We start from the raw sequence: 23,870 nt of genomic DNA, 5'->3' as shown, positions 1-23,870 counted from the left end.
GTTTTCAGTTAAACCAGCAGGAAAAAACCGATACAGAAACAATCCGGTTTTTCTGAACTTTTTACCGGGTTACAACGTTCATTTAACTGAACTTAAACATTAGTGCAATGAAAAAATTAGCATACTTTGTTTTACTGACCTTGTTCGCTGTTTCATGCGGGCAGGAAAATGCAACAGAAAATCACACACTCATTCCCGACAGCGACAACGGCGGGCTGACCTTACCCGAAGGATTCTCGGCACTGGTAGTGGCCGATAACGTAGGCCGGGGACGGCATATTGAAGTGAACGAAAACGGCGACATTTACGTTTCGCTGCGCCAGAACGACGGCAACAGGGGAATTGCCTGTTTGCGCGATACTTCGGGCAACGGGAAAGCCGATATTATTGAATATGCCGGAGAACATACAGGTACCGGTATCAAGCTCCACAACGGATACCTCTATTTTGGCACCGACAGTGCGGTAGTGCGTTACCCAATGCAGGAAGGCGAGCTGAAACCCGGCAATTCGTGGGAACTTATTGCCCGCGGGTTTCCACAGGAAGGCCAGCACGAAGCCAAACCAATAGAGTTTGACGGACAAGGAAACATGTATGTAACTGTTGGTGCCCCGTCAAACGCCTGCATGGAACAAATGCGTACCAAAGGCTCACCGGGAATGGATCCATGTCCTATTCTTGATTATGCCGGAGGAATATGGAAGGTAGATGAAAACATGTTAAACCAGCACTATTTGGAAGATGGCGAACGTTACGCAACAGGAATCAGGCATGCCGTTGCCACGCGGTGGAACAAGCAGGTGGGTGAATTGTATGCCGTTCAGCATGGCCGGGATCAACTGCACCAGTTTTTTCCGGAAATGTACACCACCGAAGAAAGTGCAGAACTTCCGGCAGAGGAATTTTTCCTGGTAACCGAAGGATCCGATTTTGGCTGGCCCTATTGCTACTATGACCAGCTTCAGGACAGTAAAGTTCTTGCTCCCGAATACGGGGGAGACAAAACAGCCCGTGAACGTTGCGAAAACAAAAAGGACCCCATCATGGCCTTTCCTGGTCACATGGCACCCAACGATTTGCTTTTCTATACCGGAGATATGTTTCCCGAAAAATATAAGAACGGGGCATTCATCGCTTTTCACGGGTCGTGGAACCGGGCACCGGAGCCACAGAAAGGATTTTTTGTCGTTTCCGTTCCATTTGATGGGGAAAATCCGTCGGGCGACTGGGAAATTTTTGCCGACGGATTTGCAGGCACAGAACCAGTTAACAGCACAAGCGACGCGGAGTACAGGCCTTGCGGACTGGCACAAGGCCCCGATGGTTCGCTTTACGTAGTTGACAGTAACAAAGGAAAAGTCTGGAGAATTATCCATTCATAAAAAATGAAAAAAATGAAAATCAACAAAATTGCAGTTTTGCTACTGGCTGTTGCTTTAAGTGCCTGTGGCGTTAAAGGCAACTCAGGCCAGCAACAATCAGAACCGACAGAACCAACCTCCCGGAAGGCAACGGTTGAAAAAAAATCAACTTCGAATGACATGTCCGGTCATCCCGGGAAAAAGGTGTACAACTCTGTATGTCTGGCCTGCCACATGGCCGATGGTTCAGGAGTTCCGGGGATGCACCCACCGTTAATTGACACCGATTGGGTTACAGGCGACAAAGAACGGCTGATAAAAATTACGTTGGAAGGATTGTCGGGAAAAATTAAAGTAAAGGGGGAAGTTTACAACAGCCTCATGCCGCCGCACTCCCATTTGTCGGACAAACAAATTGCCGATGTGCTGACTTACATACGGAAAAGTTTTAGCAACAACGCCTCAGGAGTGACCAAAGAAGAGGTACAAAAAGTACGGAATGACTCTTGAAAAATTTATTGCAGGCCGGTTAACATTTCATTTCGGCCTGCAATATTGATATTATAATTTCTCAAAAATCCAATCCCTGGCATTCACAAAAGCCTGAATCCACGGGGCAATCTCATCTTTTTTCCGGTCGGCGGGATAATTGGCCCACTGCCACGGAACAAACGCTCTTTCAAGGTGGGGCATCATGGCCAGGTGGCGGCCGTCTTTTGAGCAAATTGCTGCGGTTGAAAAATGTGAACCATTTGGATTTGCCGGGTATTCATCGTGGCTGTATTTCATTGGGATGTGGTATTCCATTTCGTTGAAAGGCAGGTAAAATTTACCCTCACCGTGTGCCACCCAAATTCCCAGTTTCATGCCTTCCATGTTGCCCAGCATCACCGATTGGTTCTCCAAAATATCTACATTCAAAAATGCCGATTCAAATTTGTGCGACTCGTTGTGTTCCATGCGCGGTTTGATGCTGTGCTCAGGGTAAACCAAATCGAGTTCCACCATAAGCTGGCAGCCGTTGCAAACGCCCAGGCTGAGCGTATCTTCGCGTTTGTAAAAATTTTCGAGTGCGATGCGCGCTTTCTCGTTGTATTTGAATGCGCCGGCCCAGCCTTTGGCCGAACCGAGTACATCGGAGTTGGAAAATCCACCCACGAAAACAATCATATTAATGTCTTCGAGCGTTTCGCGCCCGGCAATTAAATCGGTCATGTGCACGTCTTTCACATCCATTCCGGCAAGGTACATCGCGTAAGCCATTTCGCGATCGCCGTTCACTCCTTTTTCGCGGATGATGGCGGCTTTAATTCCCGATTTTTCGCGACGGTCCATATTGATTCCAAAATCGGCTGCAACGCCTGAAAAACCGCGGAAATCGTAATCCAGTTCAAACTTTTTGTAATTTTTGAAACGTTCGAGCGCCAGGTCTTTTCCACTCTGTTTCCGGTCGAGCAGATACGAAGTTTTGAACCACAAATCACGCAGCGAATCGATATCACAATCGGTTTCATTTCCTGAATGTGATATTCTCACTTTCCGGTAAGGAACCGAATTGCCAAGCAAAATAAAACCCACTTCATTTTCTATTAGTTGTTCTTTTACTTTTTCATTATCAGCGCATTGAATGATGATTCCCGGATTTTCACTAAATAGAATTTTTACAGCATCCTGTTCATCAAATCCATCAAGATTAACTTTCATTCCTCCCTTGTTACCGCTGAAACAAAGTTCGAGCAAAGAGGTAATCAAACCGCCAGAACCAATATCGTGACCGGCCAGAATCAGCTCCTCCTCGATTAATTTTTGAACGGTATTAAAAGCCGCAACAAATTTTCCGGGATTGGTTACATTGGGGGCTTTCTTCCCTATTTTGTTAACTGACTGCGCAAAAGCACTTCCGCCCAAAGCGCGTTCAGTGAATGAAAAATCGATAAAAAGAATTTCCTTTGATTCGTCGTTTACCAACACCGGTTCCACTGTTTTCCGCACATCCGAAACTTCGCCCGAAGCAGAGATAATAACTGTTCCGGGAGCGTAAACCACATCGTCTTTGTATTTCTGGGTCATCGACATGGAATCTTTTCCGGTCGGAATATTGATACCCAGCGCGCAGGCAAAATCACTGGCAGCTTCCACGGCGTGGTAAATCCGTGCATTTTCTCCCGGATTTTTCGCCGGCCACATCCAGTTGGCACTCAATGAAACGCTGCGGATTTTATCGGTCATTGGTGTCCAGATAATATTTGTGAGTGCTTCTGCAATCGACAAAATTGAACCGCCGGGTGCATCCACCAATCCCGCCACCGGTGCATGACCGATTGAGGTGGCAATCCCCGCCTTTCCCTGGTAATCGAGCGTGATGACACCCACGTTATTCAGCGGTAAATGCAATTTCCCGGCTCCCTGTTGTTTGGCAATCCGGCCGGTTACCGAACGATCGACTTTGTTGGTAAGCCAATCTTTGCAAGCAACCGATTCCAGTTGAATCACATTTTCAACCAGCAAATTTATTTCATCCGGATTGTATTGCAAATCCTCAAAATCAGGATTTTCGCTTGTATCTTCCAACACTGTTTTTGGAGGGTTCCCAAACATGTAACCCAGTTGCCAGTCGATGGGTTTTTCGCCGGTTTTCGAGTTTTCAAAAGTAAACTGCATATCGCCGGTGGTCTCTCCTATTTCATACATTGGTGCCCGCTCACGTTCCGAAATGCGTTTCAGCAATTTCACATTTTCGGGTTGCATTACAAGCCCCATTCGCTCCTGCGATTCGTTCCCGATTATTTCTTTTTGCGAAAGCGTGGGATCGCCCACTGGTAACTTTGCCGTATCAATTTTACCGCCGGTTGTTTCAACCAATTCAGAAAGACAGTTCAGGTGTCCCCCAGCCCCGTGGTCGTGAATCGAAATAATCGGATTGTTATCCGATTCTCCCAGCGCGCGAATGGCATTGTAAACGCGTTTTTGCATTTCCGGGTTGGCGCGTTGCACGGCGTTCAGTTCAATGGCATTTTCAAATTCGCCGGTTGCCACCGACGAAACAGCGCCCCCGCCCATTCCGATGCGGTAATTATCGCCGCCTAATAAAATCACTTTATCTCCTTTTTCAGGATCGTCTTTAAGGCTGTCTTTTTTATTGCCGTGACCGATGCCACCGGCCAGCATAATTACTTTATCGTAGCCGTATTTTTTGAATGCTTCAAAATGTTCGAAAGTCAACACCGAACCGGCGATGAGCGGCTGCCCGAATTTGTTTCCAAAATCGCTGGCACCATTTGAAGCCTTGATTAATATTTCTTCAGGAGTCTGGTACAACCAGTCGCGCTCTTCGGTTGCCTGCTCCCACGGACGTTCGGCTTCGGTGCGTGGATAGGAAGTCATGTAAACTGCAGTTCCGGCCACCGGGAAACTACCTTTTCCCCCGCCCATCCGGTCGCGAATTTCACCTCCGGTTCCGGTCGATGCACCATTAAAAGGTTCTACCGTGGTAGGAAAATTATGTGTTTCGGCTTTCAGTGAAAGCACGGTTTCAACATCTTTTACTTCAAAATAATCTGAGTTATCCTGCGTTTTGGGCGCGAACTGCTGTGCCACCGGCCCCTGCACAAACGAACAGTTGTCTTTGTAAGCCGAAACAATTTTATTGGGGTTTTCTTTCGATGTCTTTTTAATCATCTGAAAAAGTGAAGATTTCATCTCTTTCCCGTCGATGATAAACGTGCCGTTAAATATTTTGTGGCGGCAGTGCTCCGAATTTACTTGTGCAAATCCGTAAACTTCGCTGTCGGTCAGTGGGCGCCCCATTGCTTTCGACACAGAATTGAGGTAATCAACTTCTTCGGCGCTCAGTGCAAGTCCTTCCTGTTCATTATAGGCTGCAATATCATCAATTTCCAAAATAGGATCGGGTTGCTTATCGATAATAAAAATGTGTTGATCCAGGTTGTTATAGATGGCCTGCAACATCGGGTCGAATTCAGCATTTTCATCTTCAACAGCGAAAAATTCCTCGATGCGCACAATCCCCTTAATTCCCATGTTTTGGGTAATTTCCACGGCATTGGTGCTCCATGGGGTGAGCATCTCTTTCCGGGGGCCTGCAAACCAGCCCTCCAGTTTTTCCTCCCTGATGTATTTGGCTTCCGAAAACAGCCAGGTTAATTTCTCAATGTCGTTCTGACTTAATGGAAGAATGACATCGACAGCGATTATACTTTCGCCTGAAGTTTTAAAAAATTGAATCATGTTGCGGCTAATTTTTGATAATGAACATGTTGCATAACACGCGACAAAGATAAAAAATATTCAAAAGCAGCAGGCCTGCCTGAATGTCAAGAAATCATTTGTTTTCAACACCCAAATAGTTAAAATTATTTAAATCAGCTCTTCAGGTAAAAAATTTCTGGTTACTTTGGAAAAAAATTATTCATGAAGAAGATAGTTTTTATCATCCTGATATTCATTGTTTCAGTTTCGTGCGGTACGCAGCGGCAACTCCGCAAAGCGTTTGTTGACAAGCCCATTTCGGCAGCAGAACAAACATTTGGAGAACCAACCACAATAATTGAAACGGAAGGTGAAAAAATTTATATTTTTGAAAAAACCGAAGAACTGGAAAGTACGGAAATAGGCCAGGGACAATTAACACTCGACCCGATTATCACTCCAAAAGTGACCAAAACCGAGCGCTATTATTTTACGATAAAAAACGGCACCATCGTAAAAACCCGTTTCGAAGAAGAATATGAGCGGTAAGGCAGTAACATTTTTCAAGAAAACGGTTTTGATTAAAAGAAATTTTATAGTTTTGCAGTCGCGTTTTTTGAAAAAATTATTTGCCCAGGTGGTGGAATTGGTAGACACGCAAGGTTGAGGGCCTTGTGGCCGTTTTAGGCCGTGCAAGTTCGATTCTTGTCCTGGGCACACCAAAAGCCGCTAATTTCCTGTTAATTAGCGGCTTTTGTTTTAATCAGGCGTTATTTTAACGAGGGTATTGTTTAAAGTTATCGGAATAATTTTTGGGTTGAACGCCTTCAGGTAGGTACGAACCGTTAGCGGTTTGTTTTTGCGCGAAACGAGGTTGTTGAAATCGTTAATAATATAAATTATCTTTCTTTCTCCAGAAAAGGTTTTTTATGCTAATACAAAACAACTATTTTATTTAGTACCTGTTTTCTGAATAAAATCAAGATATAATTCATCAGTCGTTACCAAACGTTTAAAATTTTTATCAATCAACCCTTTTATTAATTACTTATCGCCTGTCCAAAGATTTCCACCAACATAACTGGCAACAGCAACAAATGCAGTATCATCAATATCAATGGATTCACAAATTTCCATCGCTTGTTGATAATTTCTTTTTGGCACAAGTGTATGATTTAAGATGGTAATATTCCTGATAATAAGTTCGTAGATATTGACAAATTCATCATTTGAGAGCTTTGCTGTTTTCTTTAGTTTATCCTTATGTTCGAAAATTTCGTGCCTGACGTACTGCGGGGCAAAGAATTTATAATATCTGGTTCCATTGATAATAATTTGTGCAACCCGGCTGTTTGTGTTTAAAATAGCACTGAAAATTATATATGAGTCGACAACAATCTTAGTCATCCCAACCAATCTCTTTTTGGATTCTCTCCCACCTTCCCTTTTTGATCTTTTTTAACAGTCTGTCAACATCGTTATTGTCAGCGTCAGAATTTAGGGTCAGTTCTTCATATTTCAAATAATCGAGGATAGGTTGTATTTTCGATGCTTTTATTCCGGCTTTGAACCGGACAATTATTTCGTTATTTTGTCTTTCTACTATCATTATCTCTTTTTTCAGTTTAAATTACAACATTCCCTAATTATTTTATTTGTCCTTAAATTATCGGCCACCTGCCTCGATACAAGAAAAAAATCGGAGGCGCTGTGCCGGAATTTTACCGTTGAAAGTTTATTAATGATGCGGTAAAACATGGAAGAAAACCATTTTTTTAAAATCCCGTTATCTTCCCGGTGGGTGCGTTCCATTATTTCAGCATAGTTCCGTCTTTTCACAGCTCCGCCCCCTCAGTATTGATTGAGTTCCCTGTTTCTCCGGGTGCTATTTTTCTTGCTGCCGGCCCCCGGTTCCGGCCTGCAGGTTTTTTTGTTGGGCCGGCAGTTACCGGCTATTTTCAATTCTTCTTTTATTAAGATTCCTGTATTTTTCCATATCATCTACTACCAGCAGGCTTTGGGTTTTAATAATTTCCATACTGTTAAGATTGTTTATTCTTCAGTTCATTATTCAAATCAATTTTACAAACATGTACCATAAGGGTACAAAAAAAGGCATAAATAATTGTCGGCCAACCAACCAATAATCTGGCGTGGAGTTATTATTCTTTGAAGCAGTTAAAATTTTAAGGGGTTTGGTTCCGGTGGGTGCTATGTCGGGTAAAAATAAACTACGCATTTTTAAATCCTGATTTAGTGCTGGTAATGTTTTGATTAACCTGCAATAAATTTAAAGCAAAATATTCACAAAAAAAACATGACAAAAATCATATATCACGAATCCTCAACAATACCCGATACTTCATGTCAACATTTATTAAACATGTTATAAAACACAAGGTTAAAGGGGTTACCTTTTTTGCTACCGTTAACAGGTTTGTGGTTCATTACCAAACCATAAACTTACACCACTGGTTTTAACCGATGAAGGAAATATCTGGATGGCAATTTGCCTGGTAACACTATCTACACGAAAGGAACCGGGTGATGTTCATATTGTTATGCAGGATGATTATGCCCGGTATAACCTCAATGCTGAATATGAGGTATCTGAACCTGTTACATACAAAAAGATGTCAGTAAAATCTGTTTTAAAAAATGGATAAAAAAGTAGGGTAAATCTTGTTTCACCTGTATTCATTATTAAATCGGCTTCGGAAAACAAGAAGAGAGAAATTATGGATTGTATCATATTAAACGGCAGTATCTCAGATCAGAGTCAGCTTATTGAACTTATTAAACAAATGCCCCAGTTGCGGCTACGTTCGTCATGTTTAACTCCGGGTGATGCGATAAATAAGATCCAGGCAGAGAACATTGACCTGATTTTTATTGATACCAAACTGGCATCGATCCCAGGTATTGAATTCGCAAAAAGTTTGATTAACAGGCCGATGCTAATTTTTACTTCTTCTGATGTAAGCAGCGCAGCCGATGCTTTTAACATCGATGCAGTTGATTACCTGGTTAAACCCCTTAAACTGGAGCGATTTATGCAAGCAGTTCAGAAGGCGAATGAAATTTTTGAATTGCGAAAAATCAGATCTGATAATTTCAAAATTATTGACCAGCCTGTAATTAACTCATACGACAATTTCATATTAACAAAAACCGACAATGGGATTACAAAAATTAATGTGGATGAAATTCTGTATATAGAAGGCCTCAAGGATTATATTAAAATTTTTACAACTAAAAATATTAAACCTTATATAGTCAGAAATTCATTGAAAAAGTTTGCCAATGTCCTTCCCAGCTCACGATTTTCGAGAGTGCATAAGTCGTTTATTATTTCAATAGAGCACATTTCCTCAATCAGTAAAACTCAAGTATTTATCGCGAACACCAGAATTCCTCTCGGTGAAAGTTATAAAAATTTCTTTCTTACCCGATTACAGGAGAATATGGTTGTTTGATTTTGGTGTCAGTTAAGGCAATATCAAAATCGATTTTCTGTCTTTTAAAAAAATGCCTGTTCACAAATAACATAAACTGATTCCGGCGAAAAACCATTAATACTTCGCCCAAATTTTTGTAACATACGCACTGACACTAAATAGGAAGTTTTTTACAATTTTTGCTTACAGGAAATTTTTGTTCAGAAATTCCTGGAACTTTTCTTTGTATTGGTCACTCACCGGGATGTACGTTTTTCCGAATACAATCCGGCTGCGCTCAATAGTATCTATTTTTTCGAGGTTGACAATATAAGAGCGGTGCACACGCATAAATCTTTTGGCAGGCAGTTTGGCCTCCAGCGATTTTAAAGAGTTTAGAGAAAGTATGGGCTTGGGTTCATTTTGAGAATAAACTTTTACATAATCTTTCAGTCCTTCAATGTATTTTATCTCGTTAAAGTTGATTCGCCTGATTTTGTACTCCGACTTTAAAAACAAGAAATCATTGTTGGCTTCAATCTGATGACTTGCTGATTTTTCAAGATGGATAATTTTTTCAGCTTTTTTTGCGGCCGCCAAAAACTCTTCGTAATTAAAGGGTTTAAGCAAATAATCGACTGCCTCCAGTTTAAATCCCTCGAGTGCATATTTCTCATAAGCAGTGGTGAATATTATTTTGGGCCGGTTATCCAGCACACGTGTGAATTCAATTCCCGAAAGGTCGGGCATGTGAATGTCGAGAAAAATCAGGTCAACCTGCTCATCTTCAAGAAATTCGATGGCATCCAGCGGATTGTCAAATGAAACTACCCGGCTCAGGAAAGGTGTTTTTGAAATGTAGCCCTCAACCAGTTGTTGGGCGAGCGGTTCATCGTCGATAACTATTGTTCGCAGCTTGTCCATTGTACTGATTCTTTAAATCGATTTCAAGTGACGTTTTAAACTCATTATCCGTTTTATCTATTTCCAGTTTATGATTGTCAGGAAACAGAAGGTTCAGCCGTTTTTTTACATTTTCGATCCCGATTCCTGAGTGTGCCTGATGTATAGTTTCCTCGTGTTTTTTCCCGATACTGTTGACACAAGAGAAATAAAGCTTTTCATCCTCATGCGTCAGGGAAATATGGATGAACGATTTATCGCGATAACTGATACCGTGTTTAAAGGCGTTTTCAATAAAAGGTATAAACAACAGTGGCGGAATGGTGATATCAGTGTTATTTTCAGGTAAATTTATCAGGAGACTGACTTTGGAAGAGAGCCTTAGTTTCATCAGGTCAATATAGTGTTTCATGAAAATAATTTCATCAGCTAACCGCGTTTGATTGTTTTCCGACTCATACAAAAGGTATCGCATGAGTTTCGACAACTTCAAAACTGCTTGTTGTGCACTTTCTATATCGACGGCTATGAGTGAATAAATGTTATTTAGCGTGTTAAAAAAGAAATGCGGACTTACCTGGTTTTTCAAAAATGCCAGTTCTGAATTCAACTTTTCCTTTTCCAGTTCTTTTTGCCTCTTTTCGCTGGCCGAGTGTTTTTCAATCACCCGCAGACCAACTGAAAACCCTGTAATTATAACAGAGATTAGTGCAAAATAATAGGTTTGCAACTGTCGAAATGGAGGACGCGGAATCACCTCATTTTCAGCCAGCTTCTCAAAAACTTCGGCCATCTGTTTTTCTCTCTCCGGGTCATGTGTGAGTCGGTTTAAAAAAATTAGTACCAGGTAAAATATGACGATGGTAACCAACGCATAAAAAAAATAGGCTGCATTTTTTTCTTTGAAATAAAACCGCGGCACCAACCATAAATAATTAACATAAAATATGATACCGTAGATGGCAGCATTGATGTAAAAACCCCAGGCAATGAAATTGTTATTACCCCAGTACCGGTTAATGATTAACTGAGGTAAGATAATGAGTACCAGCCATGCCAAAACGTGAAGGATAACCGGCAGGGATTTATTTTTCAGATCTGATTTTTCCATTTGTAAGTAAGTATTCATTCAAAGGTAATAAAAACTCTCACTTTCAAAATGTTGTTTATTACTCATGACGCAAAGCATCGATTGGATTCAGTCTGGCTGCTTTTCGTGCAGGATACCATCCAAAGAAAACACCAATGACCGTACAAACCAGGAAAGCGATAAAAATTGCCTTACCCATTATTACCATAGAATAACCAAGCAACGAAGTAGCCACATAAGAAATAAGAATTCCGAATAAAATTCCGATTAAACCGCCAAACACACTCAGCAAAATGGCTTCAATGAGAAACTGTGTGAGGATATCCATTCCCCGGCCACCAACCGACATTCTCAGCCCAATTTCGCGGGTACGTTCGGTGACAGATACAAACATGATATTCATAATCCCGATGCCGCCTACCAATAGAGATATACCTGCCACTGCCCCCAGGAGCATGGTTAATATGCTGGTTACGTTCGAGAACATGTTAATCATCTCTGACTGCGATCGTACTTCAAAATCGTTTTCATCGCCCTCCCTGATATCATGTGACCGGCGTAAAATGTTCTCAACTTCATCCATAGCTTCATCTGACAATTCTTCACTTTCAGCCGACATATAAATTGACTGAATGTAATTAATAGCCAGAATTCTCCGTTGTACAGATGAATACGGGGCAATCAGCATATCGTCCTGATCCATTCCCATGGCATTTTCTCCTTTTTCTTCCAATACACCAATTACCTTTAGTGGGATATCTCCGAAACGAATGGTTTGCCCGATAGGATCCACGCCTTCTTCAAACAGGTTTTCAACTACTGTCTGCCCGATTAAACAGACTTTTGCAAGGGTTTTAATCTCCCTGTCTTTAAATAGCCGGCCGTCTTTAAGTTCAAATTTTCGTATGCCCAGATAATCGGAGTTGGTGCCATAAATGGTTGTTGGCCAGTTTTTATTTCCATTAATAGCTTGTCCGCTTGAACTGACTACAGGCGAAATGGCAGAAATGTAAAGAGCCTCTTTTTTTATCTTCTCAACATCGTCAAGTTTCAATGTATTCGCGTTGGTATTTCCCATTACAATCCCTCCACGCTCCTGGTCTCCAGGAGTAATAAAAATCATGTTGGTTCCCATGCTCGACATCTCTTCCTGGATGCTCTGTTTTGAACTCTCCCCAATGGAAAGCATTCCAATGACCGAACCTACACCGATAATTATTCCAAGCATGGTAAGGAATGCCCTGAATTTATTTCTTTTCAGTGCATTTGCCGCTATTTTTGTCAGATTTGTGAAATTCATTTTATTAAAATTGTTCGTTATTCTATTACTTAAGACGGAAATCATCCAGAATCACCAGTTGTTTCATTAAAGGTAATTTTTATGACTCTGATTCTTCTTCTGCCGGCAATGCTTTAATCATTTCTGTGGCATGGTTTCGTTTCAAGACTTCTGTTACTTTTTGAATGCGGCCATCACGAAAAACGATGTTTCGTTTCGTAAACTTTGCAATATCAGGTTCATGTGTTACAAAAACGATTGTTTTACCATTGTCATTCAGTTTCTGAAACAGTTCCATTATTTCATAAGAAGTACGTGTATCCAGGTTTCCAGTGGCTTCATCGGACAGAATGACCACCGGATCATTGACCAGCGAACGTGCAATGGCCACCCGCTGTTGCTGTCCGCCGGAAAGCTGATTGGGCATGTGATAAAACCTGTCGGCAAGCCCTACCTGATTGAGTGCTTCCATTGCCCGCTCCTTTCTTTCTTTGGAGCCAACTTTTGGATTATAGAACAAAGGGAGTTCAACGTTTTCAAGTGCGGTGGTTCGTGGCAGCAGGTTGTACGACTGAAAAATAAATCCCAGTTTTGTATTTCGTAATCCAGCCAACTGATTTTTATTCAGGTCCCGCATGTTTACATCGTCGAGAAGGTATTCGCCTTCAGTTGGTTTATCTAGGCAGCCAAGAATATTTAACATGGTTGATTTGCCGGAGCCGCTTGCTCCCATGATGGCCACAAAATCTCCTGATGAAATGCTCATATCAACTTTCCGCAAGGCATGAACGGTCATCTCCCCAACGTGATAATCTTTTTTTAACCCTTTTACTTCTATAATTGCTTTGTTCATCTTTTCTGAATTTGAATGTTTCCAATCATTACTTTCTGTTTCCGTTTCATTCAACATTAATCTCTATCTCCCGGTGGTCCAGGCATAAGTGGATTTCTTGTCTGCCCTTGTACGGGTTTGTCCGATATTTCTTCCATTGCCAGGATGACCTCATCACCCTGATTCAGTCCGTTAATAATTTCAACATTAATGTCATTGTTCATGCCAACTTCTACCTGCACAGGCCGAATGACAGAATCTTTTTTAACCCAGATGACATTTCCCCCGTTTTCATTTCCAGCCCCCATTGCAGTCATATTCTTCAATTCTTTATTTTGTGATGATCCGTTTTTTCCTCCCATATAACTTGCAATCAGGTTCATATCGGGCGAAAAGCGGAGGGCTTTGCTGGGCACTACCAGAACATCATTTTTCTCAACGACAAATATCTCGGTTTCTGCAGTCATGCCAGGCATTAATTTATAATCAGGATTAGGCGCTGCAATAATAATGGTGTAAGTGATTACATTATTGGTTTCTGTCGGTTCGATCCTTACTTCGGTTACTTCTCCGTCGAAAAAAATGTCAGGATAGGCATCAACCGTGAATTCTACGCGTTGGCCCTCTTTTACCTGCCCGATATCGGCCTCATCCACATCAGCCTCAACTTTCATTCGTGTCAGGTCGTTGGCAATGGTAAAAAGGGTCGGAGTGTTAAAACTTGCAGCTACGGTTTGTCCTTCTTCTACTGCACGGTTCAAAACAATCCCATCGATGGGAGAGTAAATAAACGCATAATCAAGGTTTATTTTGTTTTTTTTGTGTTGTGCAAGAGCGCTGTTGTAGTTGGCCCTTGCTTTGTTCAGGTTATAAACAGCCTGATCGTAATCATTCTGGGAAATCAGTTTTTTCTTGTTCAGAGGTGCCAAACGGTCGTAATTAGCCTGCTGATATTCCAGTTCGGCATTTGCATTGTCAAGCGTTGCCTGGCTTTGTTCCATGGCTGCGGCTAAATTTGTTGTGTCTATTCTGGCCAGCAATTGTCCTTTTTTAACATAGGAATTAAAATCGACATAAATATTTTCAATAATCCCAGACACCTGAGTACCAACCTCAACTGTTGTAATTGCTTCAAGTGTTCCGGTTGCTGTTACGGTTTTGCTAACTGACCCTTTTTCAGCTTTTGCTGTTTCAACATTAATTTTGTCTGAGCTCAATTTTTTCGGGCGGAGGATCAGGAATGCTGCAACCAGGACAACAGCAATTGAAACGATGATGATAAGTGTTTTCTTTTTCATGGTATTAATTTTAATTTTCTTTACTTATAATGTGATTGGATTACCTAAATAGAAGTCGAGTATTTTATAGTTGAAAATAAGGTTGTATTTTGCCTGAAGTAACTCACTTTCAGCTATGATATAATTTGTTCTTTCATACAGAAAATCAACAGAATTTATCAATCCGTTGTTAAATTTTTCTTCTGCCAAATTATACGATTCCAGTGTTGAATTATATTGCTCAATGCTGGCTTCGTATTCGATTTGAGCTGAAATCACGTCCACGCAAACCTGCTCAATTTCTTTACGTAACTGGTTTTTTGTATCTATTTCCTGCAGTTCTGCACTTTTATAACTAATTTCTGCCAGCGATACATTGGTCTTTACCTGCTTCTTTTGGAAGATGGGTATCGATAGTGAAAGCCCTACCGACGGCGAAATTTGATCATTCAGTTGCGAAAAATAACCGGCTTCCGAGAGGTTTGAATAACCCGTTCCCAGTCCGGCCTCTGCCGAAACCGTTGGATAGTATCCCGCTTCTGCAATCTTTTTGTCTAAAGCGGCACTTTTCTTATTGTATTCGGCGCTTTTAACTTCCGGCTTAATTTCCAGTGCAACAGCATACACATCGGCTGCTAACGGTAAAATATGCTGATTTATGGAGTCTCCCATATCAGGATTTACCACGGTGAAATTGTTGTTTACAGGTAGATCCATGAGTTGCATGAGGTTAACACGCGCAATGGTAAACTGACTTTTGGCGTTGGCCAAACTCAATTTCTCCGAAGCCAACTGCGATTTTACCTGTAAATAGTCTGACTGCGAAATAATTCCGAGATTCAGGCGCTCCTGCGCGAGATTTAACTGCCCGATCGTCGATTCTATCTGGCTATCAGCGTTCTTTACCTGTTCGTCCGTAAACAATACCTGCAAATAAGCATTTAAAATACTGATTGTAACTGATTCTTTTATGGTTTCCGAATCGTAAATGCCGGCTTGCATATCCAGCTCCGCCTGTTTGATAAGGTTGTTCAATCGTAATCCGTTATACAACGTCAGGCTAGAGCTGACCGAATAGCTGGTACTATTGGTCCCCGTAAATTCTGAATTTCCGGCAACGGCATCTTCTCTGTTCGACCAACTGAAATTCTGCCGGACGGAAGCACTCACCGAGGGGAATTTGTTTGCTTCTGCCTGTTCCTTGTTTACCTGGTCCGACAAATTGGCTAAAATACTTTGCCGAACCTGTATGTTTTGTTCAAGGGCGTAATCGATACATTCGGTTAAATTCCATAACTCTGTCGCATCATTTTGTTGTGCCCTTAAAACAAACGGTGAAATAATTGTGATGATAAGAATAATTGTTTTTCGTTTCATGACTATCTTATTTTATCATCAAAGCTATTTACAAGCTGGTATTTTATGAAATGAAATAGAAGAACCGGCTTTTTTTATCGACGGAATGAAGATATTTATACCAAACCAAGGCAGCTGTATAAATAATGTAGCCAACTTTTAGGTTAGCAGAATGCTAAAAACGATTTTAATTTATGTGACAAACGTTAAGAATCACTATTGTCCGGCAAATAAAAAGATTATCTGAAATTTATGGAAATATGATGGGATATGAGAATTGATTCCAATGAAGAATGCAAGAACTTCTTCCAAATATAGACTGTTTGCTTTAAAAATGGTTGTAAAAACTGGTTGTCATCAGTATATTTTCTTCTTGAAAAACCATAATTCGTTTATGCTGAAATTGAGGTGCATCAAATAGTAACGCTCTTTAATAAGGTTATCAGAGGTGGTTCCATTTGAGCCAATTTCAAAAGCAACATTCATAGTCGATTGCCTGTTTTTTAAGGGAATGCCAATACCCAAATCAAATGCATAGCCGCTGATGGTATTATTCTTTATTTTCAAATAGGAAGTGTTGTAGTTAAAACCGGCCCTGTAAGTCCAGTTTTGGTAAAAATTATTTGTAAAGCTTTCTTTCCATGGTTCAAATTCTATCCCTGCCAAAAAATTGTGCGAATTGACAAAATTGCCCGACATGTTGGGATATCTCAAATCCTGCCACTTTTCAGTTCGATAGTCAATTGCTATTAAATATTTATCAGGATTTTGAATGGAAATACCAACACCTGTATTTTCAGGAATGGTAAGGTTTCCGGTGCCCCCTTCCTCTTCATCGAGGGTATTTAAGCTGGCATCCGTTAATGTAAAACTATGTTCCGATTTAATGGATTGCTCAGGTGCGTATATCAATCCGATTCCAAAATCCATTTTATTGATATTGAAGGAATATTGTAATCCAAAATCAAAATATGCTGAACTAACATAATCGTTTTGCACCAAAGTATAACCGATTCCAAAATCGCTTTGGGTAATGGTTTCCTGTTGGGTTAATGACCCGAACAAAAAAGAAGTGTTTACCCCCACAGACAGGTTCCTGGATATTTTTAAGGTATTGGTCCAGTAAGCGAGTGTAATTCCCCCTGAACCTTCAAAATCTGACTGGTAGTTAAGGAGGGCACCATCCATGCTGCTTTCAGTTCTAATTTTGTAGCCAACACTGCTGTAAGGCGATAATCCCAGTGAGGTGGATAACCAATCGGTGTAACGAAACCCCAATGCCAGGTATTTCAAACTTCCGTTTAACCCGCTCAGGCTTTCGTCGTATGTTTTAAAGTCAGAATATTTAACATCGGCACCAATTTCATATATAAAATGCTGTTTTTCTATACCAGCATAAGATGCAGGATTTAGGTTATTTAAGTGATTATTGCTGGGGATTGCAATTCCTGCACCCCCCATTCCAATATTTCGTCCAAAACCTTTCGAAATAATTTCGCCAGATCCAAAAATCGAATAGGGTGACATGGTGTTTTGAGCCTGAATATTTGAATATATCAGCAAAGAAAAGAAAACCAGGAGTAGAATGGTTACTATTTTGGATTTTGTCATGTTTTAAATTTCAATTAAAGGAATTCAACATTTAAGTTTTAAATTGAATCATCTTTTTTTATCCTTATTTTTTTTGAATCAACAGAAATATTAATTCTTAATTGTTGCTTAAAAAAATATCTCATAATCCGGAGTTGTAAAAAAGAAAATAGAGTTGAAACCGTGGCTTGAATCCGGAACCAGGACTGGCGGAAAAAACAACCCGATCAAGCGATTGCCCCTGCTCACTTGTTGTTTCGCCAATTAACAATCCGTGGTTGGTATCAAAATATCCGTCAGAAATTTCATCGGATATGTAACTGGTAACATCAAATCGGTAAAATGTATTTTCGTGGTAAACCGAATCCAAATTAAATTCAGCCGGCAATACAGTGCCATAGCTCTCATCTACAATTTCATCCAGCAGATTATTGTATTTATCAGTGTGATACAGGACCAGTTCAGATGGTGGTGCTATATCCATGTATGTGCCGGGTACCGGATATAAAATCAGTTCGGCCCTATTTAAATCATACTCTTGTTCCATTTCCAGCAGCAGTTGTAATGATGGAAAATCAATTCTTGTTAATACTCCTAACCCCGAATGGACAAACGTTTTATTTTGAATTTCAGAAGCCGGAATTCGGCTATTATTGTCAGAATCGTCGGGTGAAGTGGAGAACCGGTTAAAATGAACATGGTTAAATTGCGATTCTTCGTTTGTAAACAGAAAATTATTTTCTATTTCGGAATTTTCAATCCCTGGCCGGGTCGTATGCAGTTTCATTTTAAGGGTCGAGTCAGCATGAAATTCCAATAGCGCCGTGTTCCATTGTCCGGGTAAAATTGCAAGCCCCGGCAAATACTTTTTAAATACCTCCTGGTTAGTAAGTGTGTCTTCGTTGTCTTTTAGTCGCTGCAGTAAATCTGCTCCAAGTTCATCGGATAACCGAATCATGATGGAATCTTTTCTCCCGGGGTAGGGCTTAAAAGTATATTCTCCAAGCAAATTGCTGCCAATCGGCACAGTAGAAGCATTATAATAATTATTTCTGTCGTTTGCGTCCAGATCGAGATCCTTAGTCAGGGGATAAACCTGAATTGTTTGCGGCGACAAAGTATCACCCCTGTATTTTGAAGTGTAATACAGCACCAAACTTAGTGAATCGTAACGGTCATCCCCTGTTACATCTACCGAAGTTGGAATTTCAAGTTCGAAATAGCTTGAGGCAGAAATTTCTCCAAATTCTTCGTCCTGGTAGGCTCCGGTCCATAAAATCCCAGAACCTGAAGTAACTACCGAATCTAAAATGACAGTTGACAAATTAATGGAAAAAGTATCGGCAATTACAAGTCCCGCCTGGGATGAAACGAAATTTTCCCCCATCGATATTTCTTCCAACTCTGTATCAAAACCACAGGCAGAAAGTAAGGTTATCGCCACAAACCCAATCATCACATGTATCCTCGTCATATAAAATATTTTGTCTGTTTACTTATCGGTTCAAAGCAAACAAATCTTCCGGCGGCAAAAAAAAATTATATACAATCACCCCCAATCCTGCTACCATCAGCTGTTTATACGGGGTATTAAGTTTGTTTAACAGAAAAACCTGAAGAAAAGTGCAGATTGACAGTAAATATCTCAAATGGTAGCCTCTTTGTCGCATAATACAGCGGGTTAGTATATAATCTTTTTTTGACAGAAGAATCACATTTATGTTTGCAGCCTATAACATTTGGATATTAAAAATTCAATTCTAACGAAAGTTATTATATGGAAAAAATGATGAAAAATTACCTGCTTGCACTTTTATTGGGAACCATGCTTCTTACAATAAACTCATGCATTGAAGATGATGAAGAAATTTACACCGGCGACTGGACTGAAAGGTCAGATTTCGACGGTATCCCCCGCAGCGATGGTGTCGGATTTAGTATCGGAAAATCAGGATTTATTGGCACTGGTTATGATGGCGAAGACAGGCTGAATGATTTTTGGGAATACGATTCGGAAAATGATTGGTGGGTACAAAAAGCTGATTTGCCGGGACCTGCCCGAAACGGTGCTGTTGGTTTTTCTCTCGATGGCAAAGGGTACATAGGCACCGGCTATGATGGTGATTACAAGTTAAATGATTTCTATGAATACGATCCGGACTCAAATTCGTGGCGTAAGAGAGCTGATTTCCCGGGAAGTGGTCGTTACGGTGCAGTTGGTTTTGGTCTTGAAGGCAAAGGATATATCGGAACCGGGTACGATGATAATTACCTGAAAGACTTTTACGAGTTCAGCCCGGAAACAAATGAATGGAAACAAATTATCAGTATTGGAGGCTCAAAACGAAGAGATGCCACAGCATTTGTTATTTACGATAAAGCTTATGTAGTATCAGGATTGGATAACGCAAATTACCTGAGTGACTTTTGGGCTTTTGATGCAGCCTCTGGTACCTGGGAGGAAAAGAGAGAAATTACTAATTCGGATGACGATAACAGCTATGACGATGAATACATCGATATTGCGCGTATAAACGGGGTGGCATTTTCAATTAACGGAAAAGGTTACTTAACATTGGGGAGCACTTCATCGGTTACTTCCAGTACCTGGGAATATGACCCGGTAACTGATTTGTGGGAGCCAAAAACCAATTTTGAGGGAGCGGGCCGAACCGAAGCAGTGGCTTTCGGGATTGGAGATTATGGATATATTGCTACCGGGCGCAGCGGAAGTTATTACCTGGATGACATCTGGAGATTTGAACCTTTTGCGAATTACGATGATGAATATTAGTTCCTTTTTTGTCGCTGCCCGAATTGCGTTTGCAGGGATTCTGACTCTGATTTTGTTTTCCTGCAACCAAAACAGCAACTCAACTAAAAGGGCGGAAACAAATGATGCATCGGTTATTCAGATACGCACTTTTCAGATTGCCGATAGCGAAAACTTTGGTTATGAAATTTTGATTGATGAGGAGATTTATATTCACCAGGAATATATTCCGGCCATTGAAGGCAAGCACTACTTTAAATCCCAAAAAACGGCTACAAAAGCCGCTGAGATAGTAAAAAAGAAGATAGAACTCAACCGGTTACCCAACCTAAGCAAAGATGAAATTAAACGATTATTCCGAGATGAAATAAAAGATTAGAAATAAAAATAAAAATACCATGAAAAGAATAATTCTCGCAATTGCAATATTATCATTGATCGTTCCATTTGTATCCGAAGCACAGGAGTATGAAATCAGCAGAGAGCATACAGGAGTGACAAACAGACTTTCGTTTGGAATTAATGCCGGAGTGGGCCAGAATTACAATGGATACCGATTAAATCCCGATGATTATGGATTTAATTATTTTGAAGGCGATATGCATTTTACCGGTGGTATTAATGTTTCATATTTTGTTACTGACTGGCTCAGGCCAAGGTTTGAATTCCGCTATTCCGAAATTAAATATGGATTAAACTGGAGTAAAGAATTTGCTGATTTTGACAAAACCATTACAAAGCTTTACCACCTGAATTACAATTTGAATTTCGATATTTTATTGATCGACAGGCCTTATTTTCAATTTTTTGTTTCGCCGGGATTAGTTAGCGAATTCATTGTTGATGAACTAAGTCGAACTTATTTAGCTGATGGAACAAACAATGTAAACAACTATTATGTAGTTACCCAGCAATATTCGGAAGAAACAGCCGGAGCAAATTTATCGTTAATTGCAAAATACAAAATCACTGAAGACCTTGGGTTGACAGTTACTCCGGGCTACAACTTTTATTTCAAAAATTATTTGCCCAGCAACGATTTAAATTATTCCAGACTGCTTTTCAATGTAGGCTTTGAATACAGTCTTCCCTTCTAACAGGTTATTAGAACAAAACCATAAATGCAATGAAAACTATCAATTGTGTTGAAGATATTCAGAATCTGAAATTCACAAAAAAGTTGAACGTTAAATCCTGTGCTTTTATGAGGGTTGAACGCTGCAACTCCTGATTTTGAAAATCAAACTCACGGGTGTAAATATCCAGGTAATTGGCAGTATTCATTGCATTTAAAACGGAAACACCGGGCTTTATATTCCAGCCTTTAAAATTGAATTGGTAGTTTAAAGAAAAATCAGTTCTGAAATATTCGGGCAAACGGTTGTAAGTTCGGGTAACTTCAAAATTATCATTTTTATTTCCGGTTTTAATATAAGGTGTGCCAGATGTATAAACAACCAATGAAGAAAATGTCCACCTCTTTTTCGAAAAAATATTTGTCCATTTCAATTCGTGCGGGCGGTCGAAATTCGCCGGAATTTGGGAACCATCATTAATTTCATCAAAAACCTGCACCGACTTACTCAGCGAATAGGCCAGCCATGATGTAAAGTAACTTTTTTCATATTTTGCCAAAAAATCAATTCCGTACGCCTCGCCTTTCCCTGAAATAAATTTGCTTAAACCGGCTCCTCCGTTGCCTTCGGGTGGTGGCGCTCCAAAATTGTTCCTGCTCTCGGGATCCCTGAAAAAGAGATAACTTTGAATACCATCAATTGATTTATAATATGCTTCAACATCGAAAAAAAAGTTTTTTGTATCATAATTGGCACCAACAATAAAATGATTGGACGATACTACCGGGTGATTTTTTCCGTCAGACAAAATCCAGAATTCCCGGTTATATCCGTAGGTTTGTTCTGTGGCCGATTTATTGATAAACTGATAATACCTGCCGGTAGCAAATTTATATGAAATACCTGCATCTGATTTATAGTTTACAGCCAACCGTGGTTCAGCGTAAAAATTTCCGGTTTTTTCGTAAAAACTGACTCTGATACCGGGCTTAACAAACCATCTGTTTTTCAATGAAATTTTATCCTGGATAAAACCTGTTAGCAGCCTCGATGAATTTTCCAACGCTGTATAAACAATTTCCCTTGAAGCATCTTTGTAAAACTCCAAACGATTGTATTTAACTGAGCCACCAAATTCCAACTGGTTATTCTCATTCAAAAAATATTCGTTTTGCAGCGATACAAAATAGTCCGAAAGTTTATTGTTTTCGTTGGTTATCATAGTTCGCCGGGTGTCGGGGATAGTTTGTCCGTCGGAAGTAATTTCAGCGATTACCGATTCATTAAAGTAATTGTTTAAATACCCCGAGTGCCCGAGCTGAAGCCGCGTAAAATAGCGCTTGTTCCATTGTTTTTCCCAGTCGGCCCCCATTCCGTAATTTCCCCATTCATTCAGATCCTCGGTTTCTATTTTCACTCGTGTATCTTCTGATATGTTGGAACTGTTCAGGTAATCGTTGGCACCATAAAAACTCACCGATAAATTTTCATTGTTATCGGGCTGAAAAGTCAGTTTCAGGTTGTAATCGTTAAAATAGAACTCCGGTTCAACAACATCGGGTGCATCGGCGGGTAACCGTGTAAAGTTATTCACCTGTCGATTTAATATTTCATCTGTTAACCACGACGAGTAAATATCGGAATAGGCCCGCCTGGCTGCGCCAACAAAAGTAATTTTTTCAGTAACAGGAATTTCTGCAGTCAGATTGCCACTAATTAAATTTATACCGCCGTAAAGTTGTGTTTTTTGTTTGTTCCCCGCCTTTGCGGTAATATCAACTATTCCTGAAATCCTCTCGCCATAACGCGAATCAAAACCGCCGCGGTACACCTGGATATTCTTCACAATGTTTGGATTGAGCGCAGAAAAAACTCCAAAAAAATGATCAAGATTATATAGTGTGAATCCGTCAAAAAGGACAAGGGTCTGATCGGCCGAACTTCCCCTGATGTTTAGTTGCGATGAATTTTCCTGCATACTGATTCCAGGCAGTAGCTGGAGTGCTTTAAAAATATCAACCTCGCCATAATTGGGTAAATCGGAAAACCGGGAAGGATTAAATGAAAAATGCCCTGCTTGTTTCGACAAATCCACCATTCTGAATTTATCAGCCTTGACTTCTATTGTTTGAATTGTTTGTGATTTTTGAACCAATCCCAATTCGAGGATTTTGTTATCTGAACTTATGCCTACTACGGTATCGAGTGAAAAATAACCAAGGTAACTAACTTGCAGATAAACTTTCTCCTGTTTGTTGGCAGGTGTTGTAAAGGAGCCATTCAAATTTGAAAAAAATGTCCGGTCAGTTGTAAGGCTGCGAATAGTGGCATAAGGCAACCGTTCACCTGTATGTTTATCGTAAACCAAGCCTGAAACCAGAATTTCGTCTGTGTTTTCTTGCTCACCGGAACGGGGATTTTTCAAAATCAGGTAGGTATTGTATTTATATTCAACATGATATGGGAAATTTTCGAGCACAGTTTTAAATAAATCGAGTGGTTTGTTTCCTGAAACTGTTTTCGATACGGCATGCTCCTGTAATTCGCCTGAATCAAAAGAGATACGCACGTCAAATGAATGCGCAATTTCATTTAACGCTTCCGAAAGCGGAGTATTTTTAAAAGTCATTGGGGATGGTTGTGAAAATATGGGAGAAACAAAAATCAATACAAACAACAACGAAAAA

The 23,870-nt window shown here is 40.3% G+C and carries 19 protein-coding genes and 1 tRNA gene; 8 read left to right on the top strand and 12 right to left on the bottom strand.

Annotation, left to right across the window (positions count from 1 at the left end; all coding sequences use genetic code 11):
* The first annotated feature begins 107 nt into the window (after positions 1-107).
* Positions 108-1,382 (top strand): PQQ-dependent sugar dehydrogenase, encoded by a 1,275-nt coding sequence (locus tag ACTCNA_RS02975; protein WP_462946412.1) that lies wholly within the window; start codon positions 108-110, stop codon positions 1,380-1,382.
* Between the two features lie 12 nt (positions 1,383-1,394).
* Complete coding sequence (locus ACTCNA_RS02970) at positions 1,395-1,871, top strand: c-type cytochrome (protein ID WP_462946411.1); 477 nt, start codon at positions 1,395-1,397, stop codon at positions 1,869-1,871.
* A gap of 51 nt (positions 1,872-1,922) precedes the next feature.
* On the opposite strand, the gene purL is transcribed toward ACTCNA_RS02970, so the two are convergent.
* Entirely contained in the window at positions 1,923-5,609 is a 3,687-nt protein-coding gene (purL, locus tag ACTCNA_RS02965) for a phosphoribosylformylglycinamidine synthase (RefSeq protein ID WP_462946410.1), read from the bottom strand.
* Between the two features lie 183 nt (positions 5,610-5,792).
* On the opposite strand from purL, the gene ACTCNA_RS02960 reads away from it, so the two are divergent.
* Positions 5,793-6,119 carry a hypothetical protein gene (locus ACTCNA_RS02960; RefSeq protein WP_462946409.1) on the top strand — a complete coding sequence of 109 codons (327 nt, stop codon included), beginning with the start codon at positions 5,793-5,795 and terminating at the stop codon, positions 6,117-6,119.
* Positions 6,120-6,201: 82 nt separating this feature from the next.
* A tRNA-Leu gene (locus ACTCNA_RS02955) sits at positions 6,202-6,287 on the top strand.
* 327 nt (positions 6,288-6,614) lie between these two features.
* Here the strand turns inward: ACTCNA_RS02955 and ACTCNA_RS02950 are convergent.
* Positions 6,615-6,977 (bottom strand): PIN domain-containing protein, encoded by a 363-nt coding sequence (locus ACTCNA_RS02950; RefSeq protein ID WP_462946408.1) that lies wholly within the window; start codon positions 6,975-6,977, stop codon positions 6,615-6,617.
* Positions 6,970-7,179, bottom strand: a complete 210-nt coding sequence (locus ACTCNA_RS02945) for a hypothetical protein (protein WP_462946407.1) — start codon at positions 7,177-7,179, stop codon at positions 6,970-6,972. Before ACTCNA_RS02945 ends, ACTCNA_RS02950 begins: the two co-directional genes overlap by 8 nt.
* Before the next feature lie 1,129 nt (positions 7,180-8,308).
* Here ACTCNA_RS02945 and ACTCNA_RS02940 point away from each other — a divergent pair.
* Positions 8,309-9,046, top strand: a complete 738-nt coding sequence (locus ACTCNA_RS02940) for a LytR/AlgR family response regulator transcription factor (protein ID WP_462946406.1) — start codon at positions 8,309-8,311, stop codon at positions 9,044-9,046.
* Positions 9,047-9,211: 165 nt separating this feature from the next.
* On the opposite strand, the gene ACTCNA_RS02935 is transcribed toward ACTCNA_RS02940, so the two are convergent.
* The 8 genes from ACTCNA_RS02935 to ACTCNA_RS02900 all read right to left on the bottom strand — a co-directional run bounded on the left by ACTCNA_RS02935 (position 9,212) and on the right by ACTCNA_RS02900 (position 18,808).
* Positions 9,212-9,931: a LytR/AlgR family response regulator transcription factor gene (locus ACTCNA_RS02935; protein ID WP_462946405.1), complete on the bottom strand. Its 720-nt coding sequence runs from the start codon at positions 9,929-9,931 to the stop codon at positions 9,212-9,214.
* Positions 9,897-11,021, bottom strand: a complete 1,125-nt coding sequence (locus ACTCNA_RS02930; protein ID WP_462946404.1) for a sensor histidine kinase — start codon at positions 11,019-11,021, stop codon at positions 9,897-9,899. The genes ACTCNA_RS02935 and ACTCNA_RS02930 overlap by 35 nt, the downstream gene beginning before the upstream one ends.
* A 58-nt stretch (positions 11,022-11,079) precedes the next feature.
* On the bottom strand, positions 11,080-12,300 hold the full coding sequence (locus ACTCNA_RS02925; protein WP_462946403.1) for an ABC transporter permease: 1,221 nt from the start codon (positions 12,298-12,300) through the stop codon (positions 11,080-11,082).
* A 79-nt stretch (positions 12,301-12,379) separates the two neighbouring features.
* Positions 12,380-13,132: an ABC transporter ATP-binding protein gene (locus tag ACTCNA_RS02920; protein ID WP_462946402.1), complete on the bottom strand. Its 753-nt coding sequence runs from the start codon at positions 13,130-13,132 to the stop codon at positions 12,380-12,382.
* Positions 13,133-13,188: 56 nt separating this feature from the next.
* A complete protein-coding gene (locus tag ACTCNA_RS02915; RefSeq protein ID WP_462946401.1) occupies positions 13,189-14,409 on the bottom strand; it encodes an efflux RND transporter periplasmic adaptor subunit in 1,221 nt (406 codons plus the stop codon).
* Between the two features lie 24 nt (positions 14,410-14,433).
* Positions 14,434-15,765: a TolC family protein gene (locus ACTCNA_RS02910; protein WP_462946400.1), complete on the bottom strand. Its 1,332-nt coding sequence runs from the start codon at positions 15,763-15,765 to the stop codon at positions 14,434-14,436.
* Positions 15,766-16,101: 336 nt separating this feature from the next.
* Positions 16,102-17,355 (bottom strand): hypothetical protein, encoded by a 1,254-nt coding sequence (locus tag ACTCNA_RS02905; RefSeq protein WP_462946399.1) that lies wholly within the window; start codon positions 17,353-17,355, stop codon positions 16,102-16,104.
* 121 nt (positions 17,356-17,476) lie between these two features.
* The gene (locus ACTCNA_RS02900) at positions 17,477-18,808 is read right to left on the bottom strand and encodes a DUF4270 family protein (protein ID WP_462946398.1); all 1,332 of its coding nucleotides are present in this window, start codon (positions 18,806-18,808) and stop codon (positions 17,477-17,479) included.
* 312 nt (positions 18,809-19,120) lie between these two features.
* Between ACTCNA_RS02900 and ACTCNA_RS02895 the strand changes: the two genes are divergently transcribed.
* The 3 genes from ACTCNA_RS02895 to ACTCNA_RS02885 are packed head-to-tail and all read left to right on the top strand — an operon-like array spanning position 19,121 to position 21,204.
* Positions 19,121-20,128, top strand: a complete 1,008-nt coding sequence (locus ACTCNA_RS02895; RefSeq protein WP_462946397.1) for a Kelch repeat-containing protein — start codon at positions 19,121-19,123, stop codon at positions 20,126-20,128.
* Positions 20,115-20,486 (top strand): DUF4907 domain-containing protein, encoded by a 372-nt coding sequence (locus tag ACTCNA_RS02890; protein WP_462946396.1) that lies wholly within the window; start codon positions 20,115-20,117, stop codon positions 20,484-20,486. Before ACTCNA_RS02895 ends, ACTCNA_RS02890 begins: the two co-directional genes overlap by 14 nt.
* Before the next feature lie 19 nt (positions 20,487-20,505).
* Positions 20,506-21,204 (top strand): hypothetical protein, encoded by a 699-nt coding sequence (locus ACTCNA_RS02885; RefSeq protein ID WP_462946395.1) that lies wholly within the window; start codon positions 20,506-20,508, stop codon positions 21,202-21,204.
* Between the two features lie 58 nt (positions 21,205-21,262).
* Here ACTCNA_RS02885 and ACTCNA_RS02880 read toward each other — a convergent pair whose 3' ends face one another.
* Positions 21,263-23,812, bottom strand: coding sequence for a TonB-dependent receptor (locus ACTCNA_RS02880; protein ID WP_462946394.1), 2,550 nt, complete (start codon positions 23,810-23,812; stop codon positions 21,263-21,265).
* Positions 23,813-23,870: the final 58 nt, after the last annotated feature.

It is taken from the genome of Tangfeifania sp., from assembly GCF_055108615.1.
The sequence above is the reverse complement of the archived record's forward strand: the minus strand, read 5'-3'. Positions and strand labels throughout refer to the sequence as shown.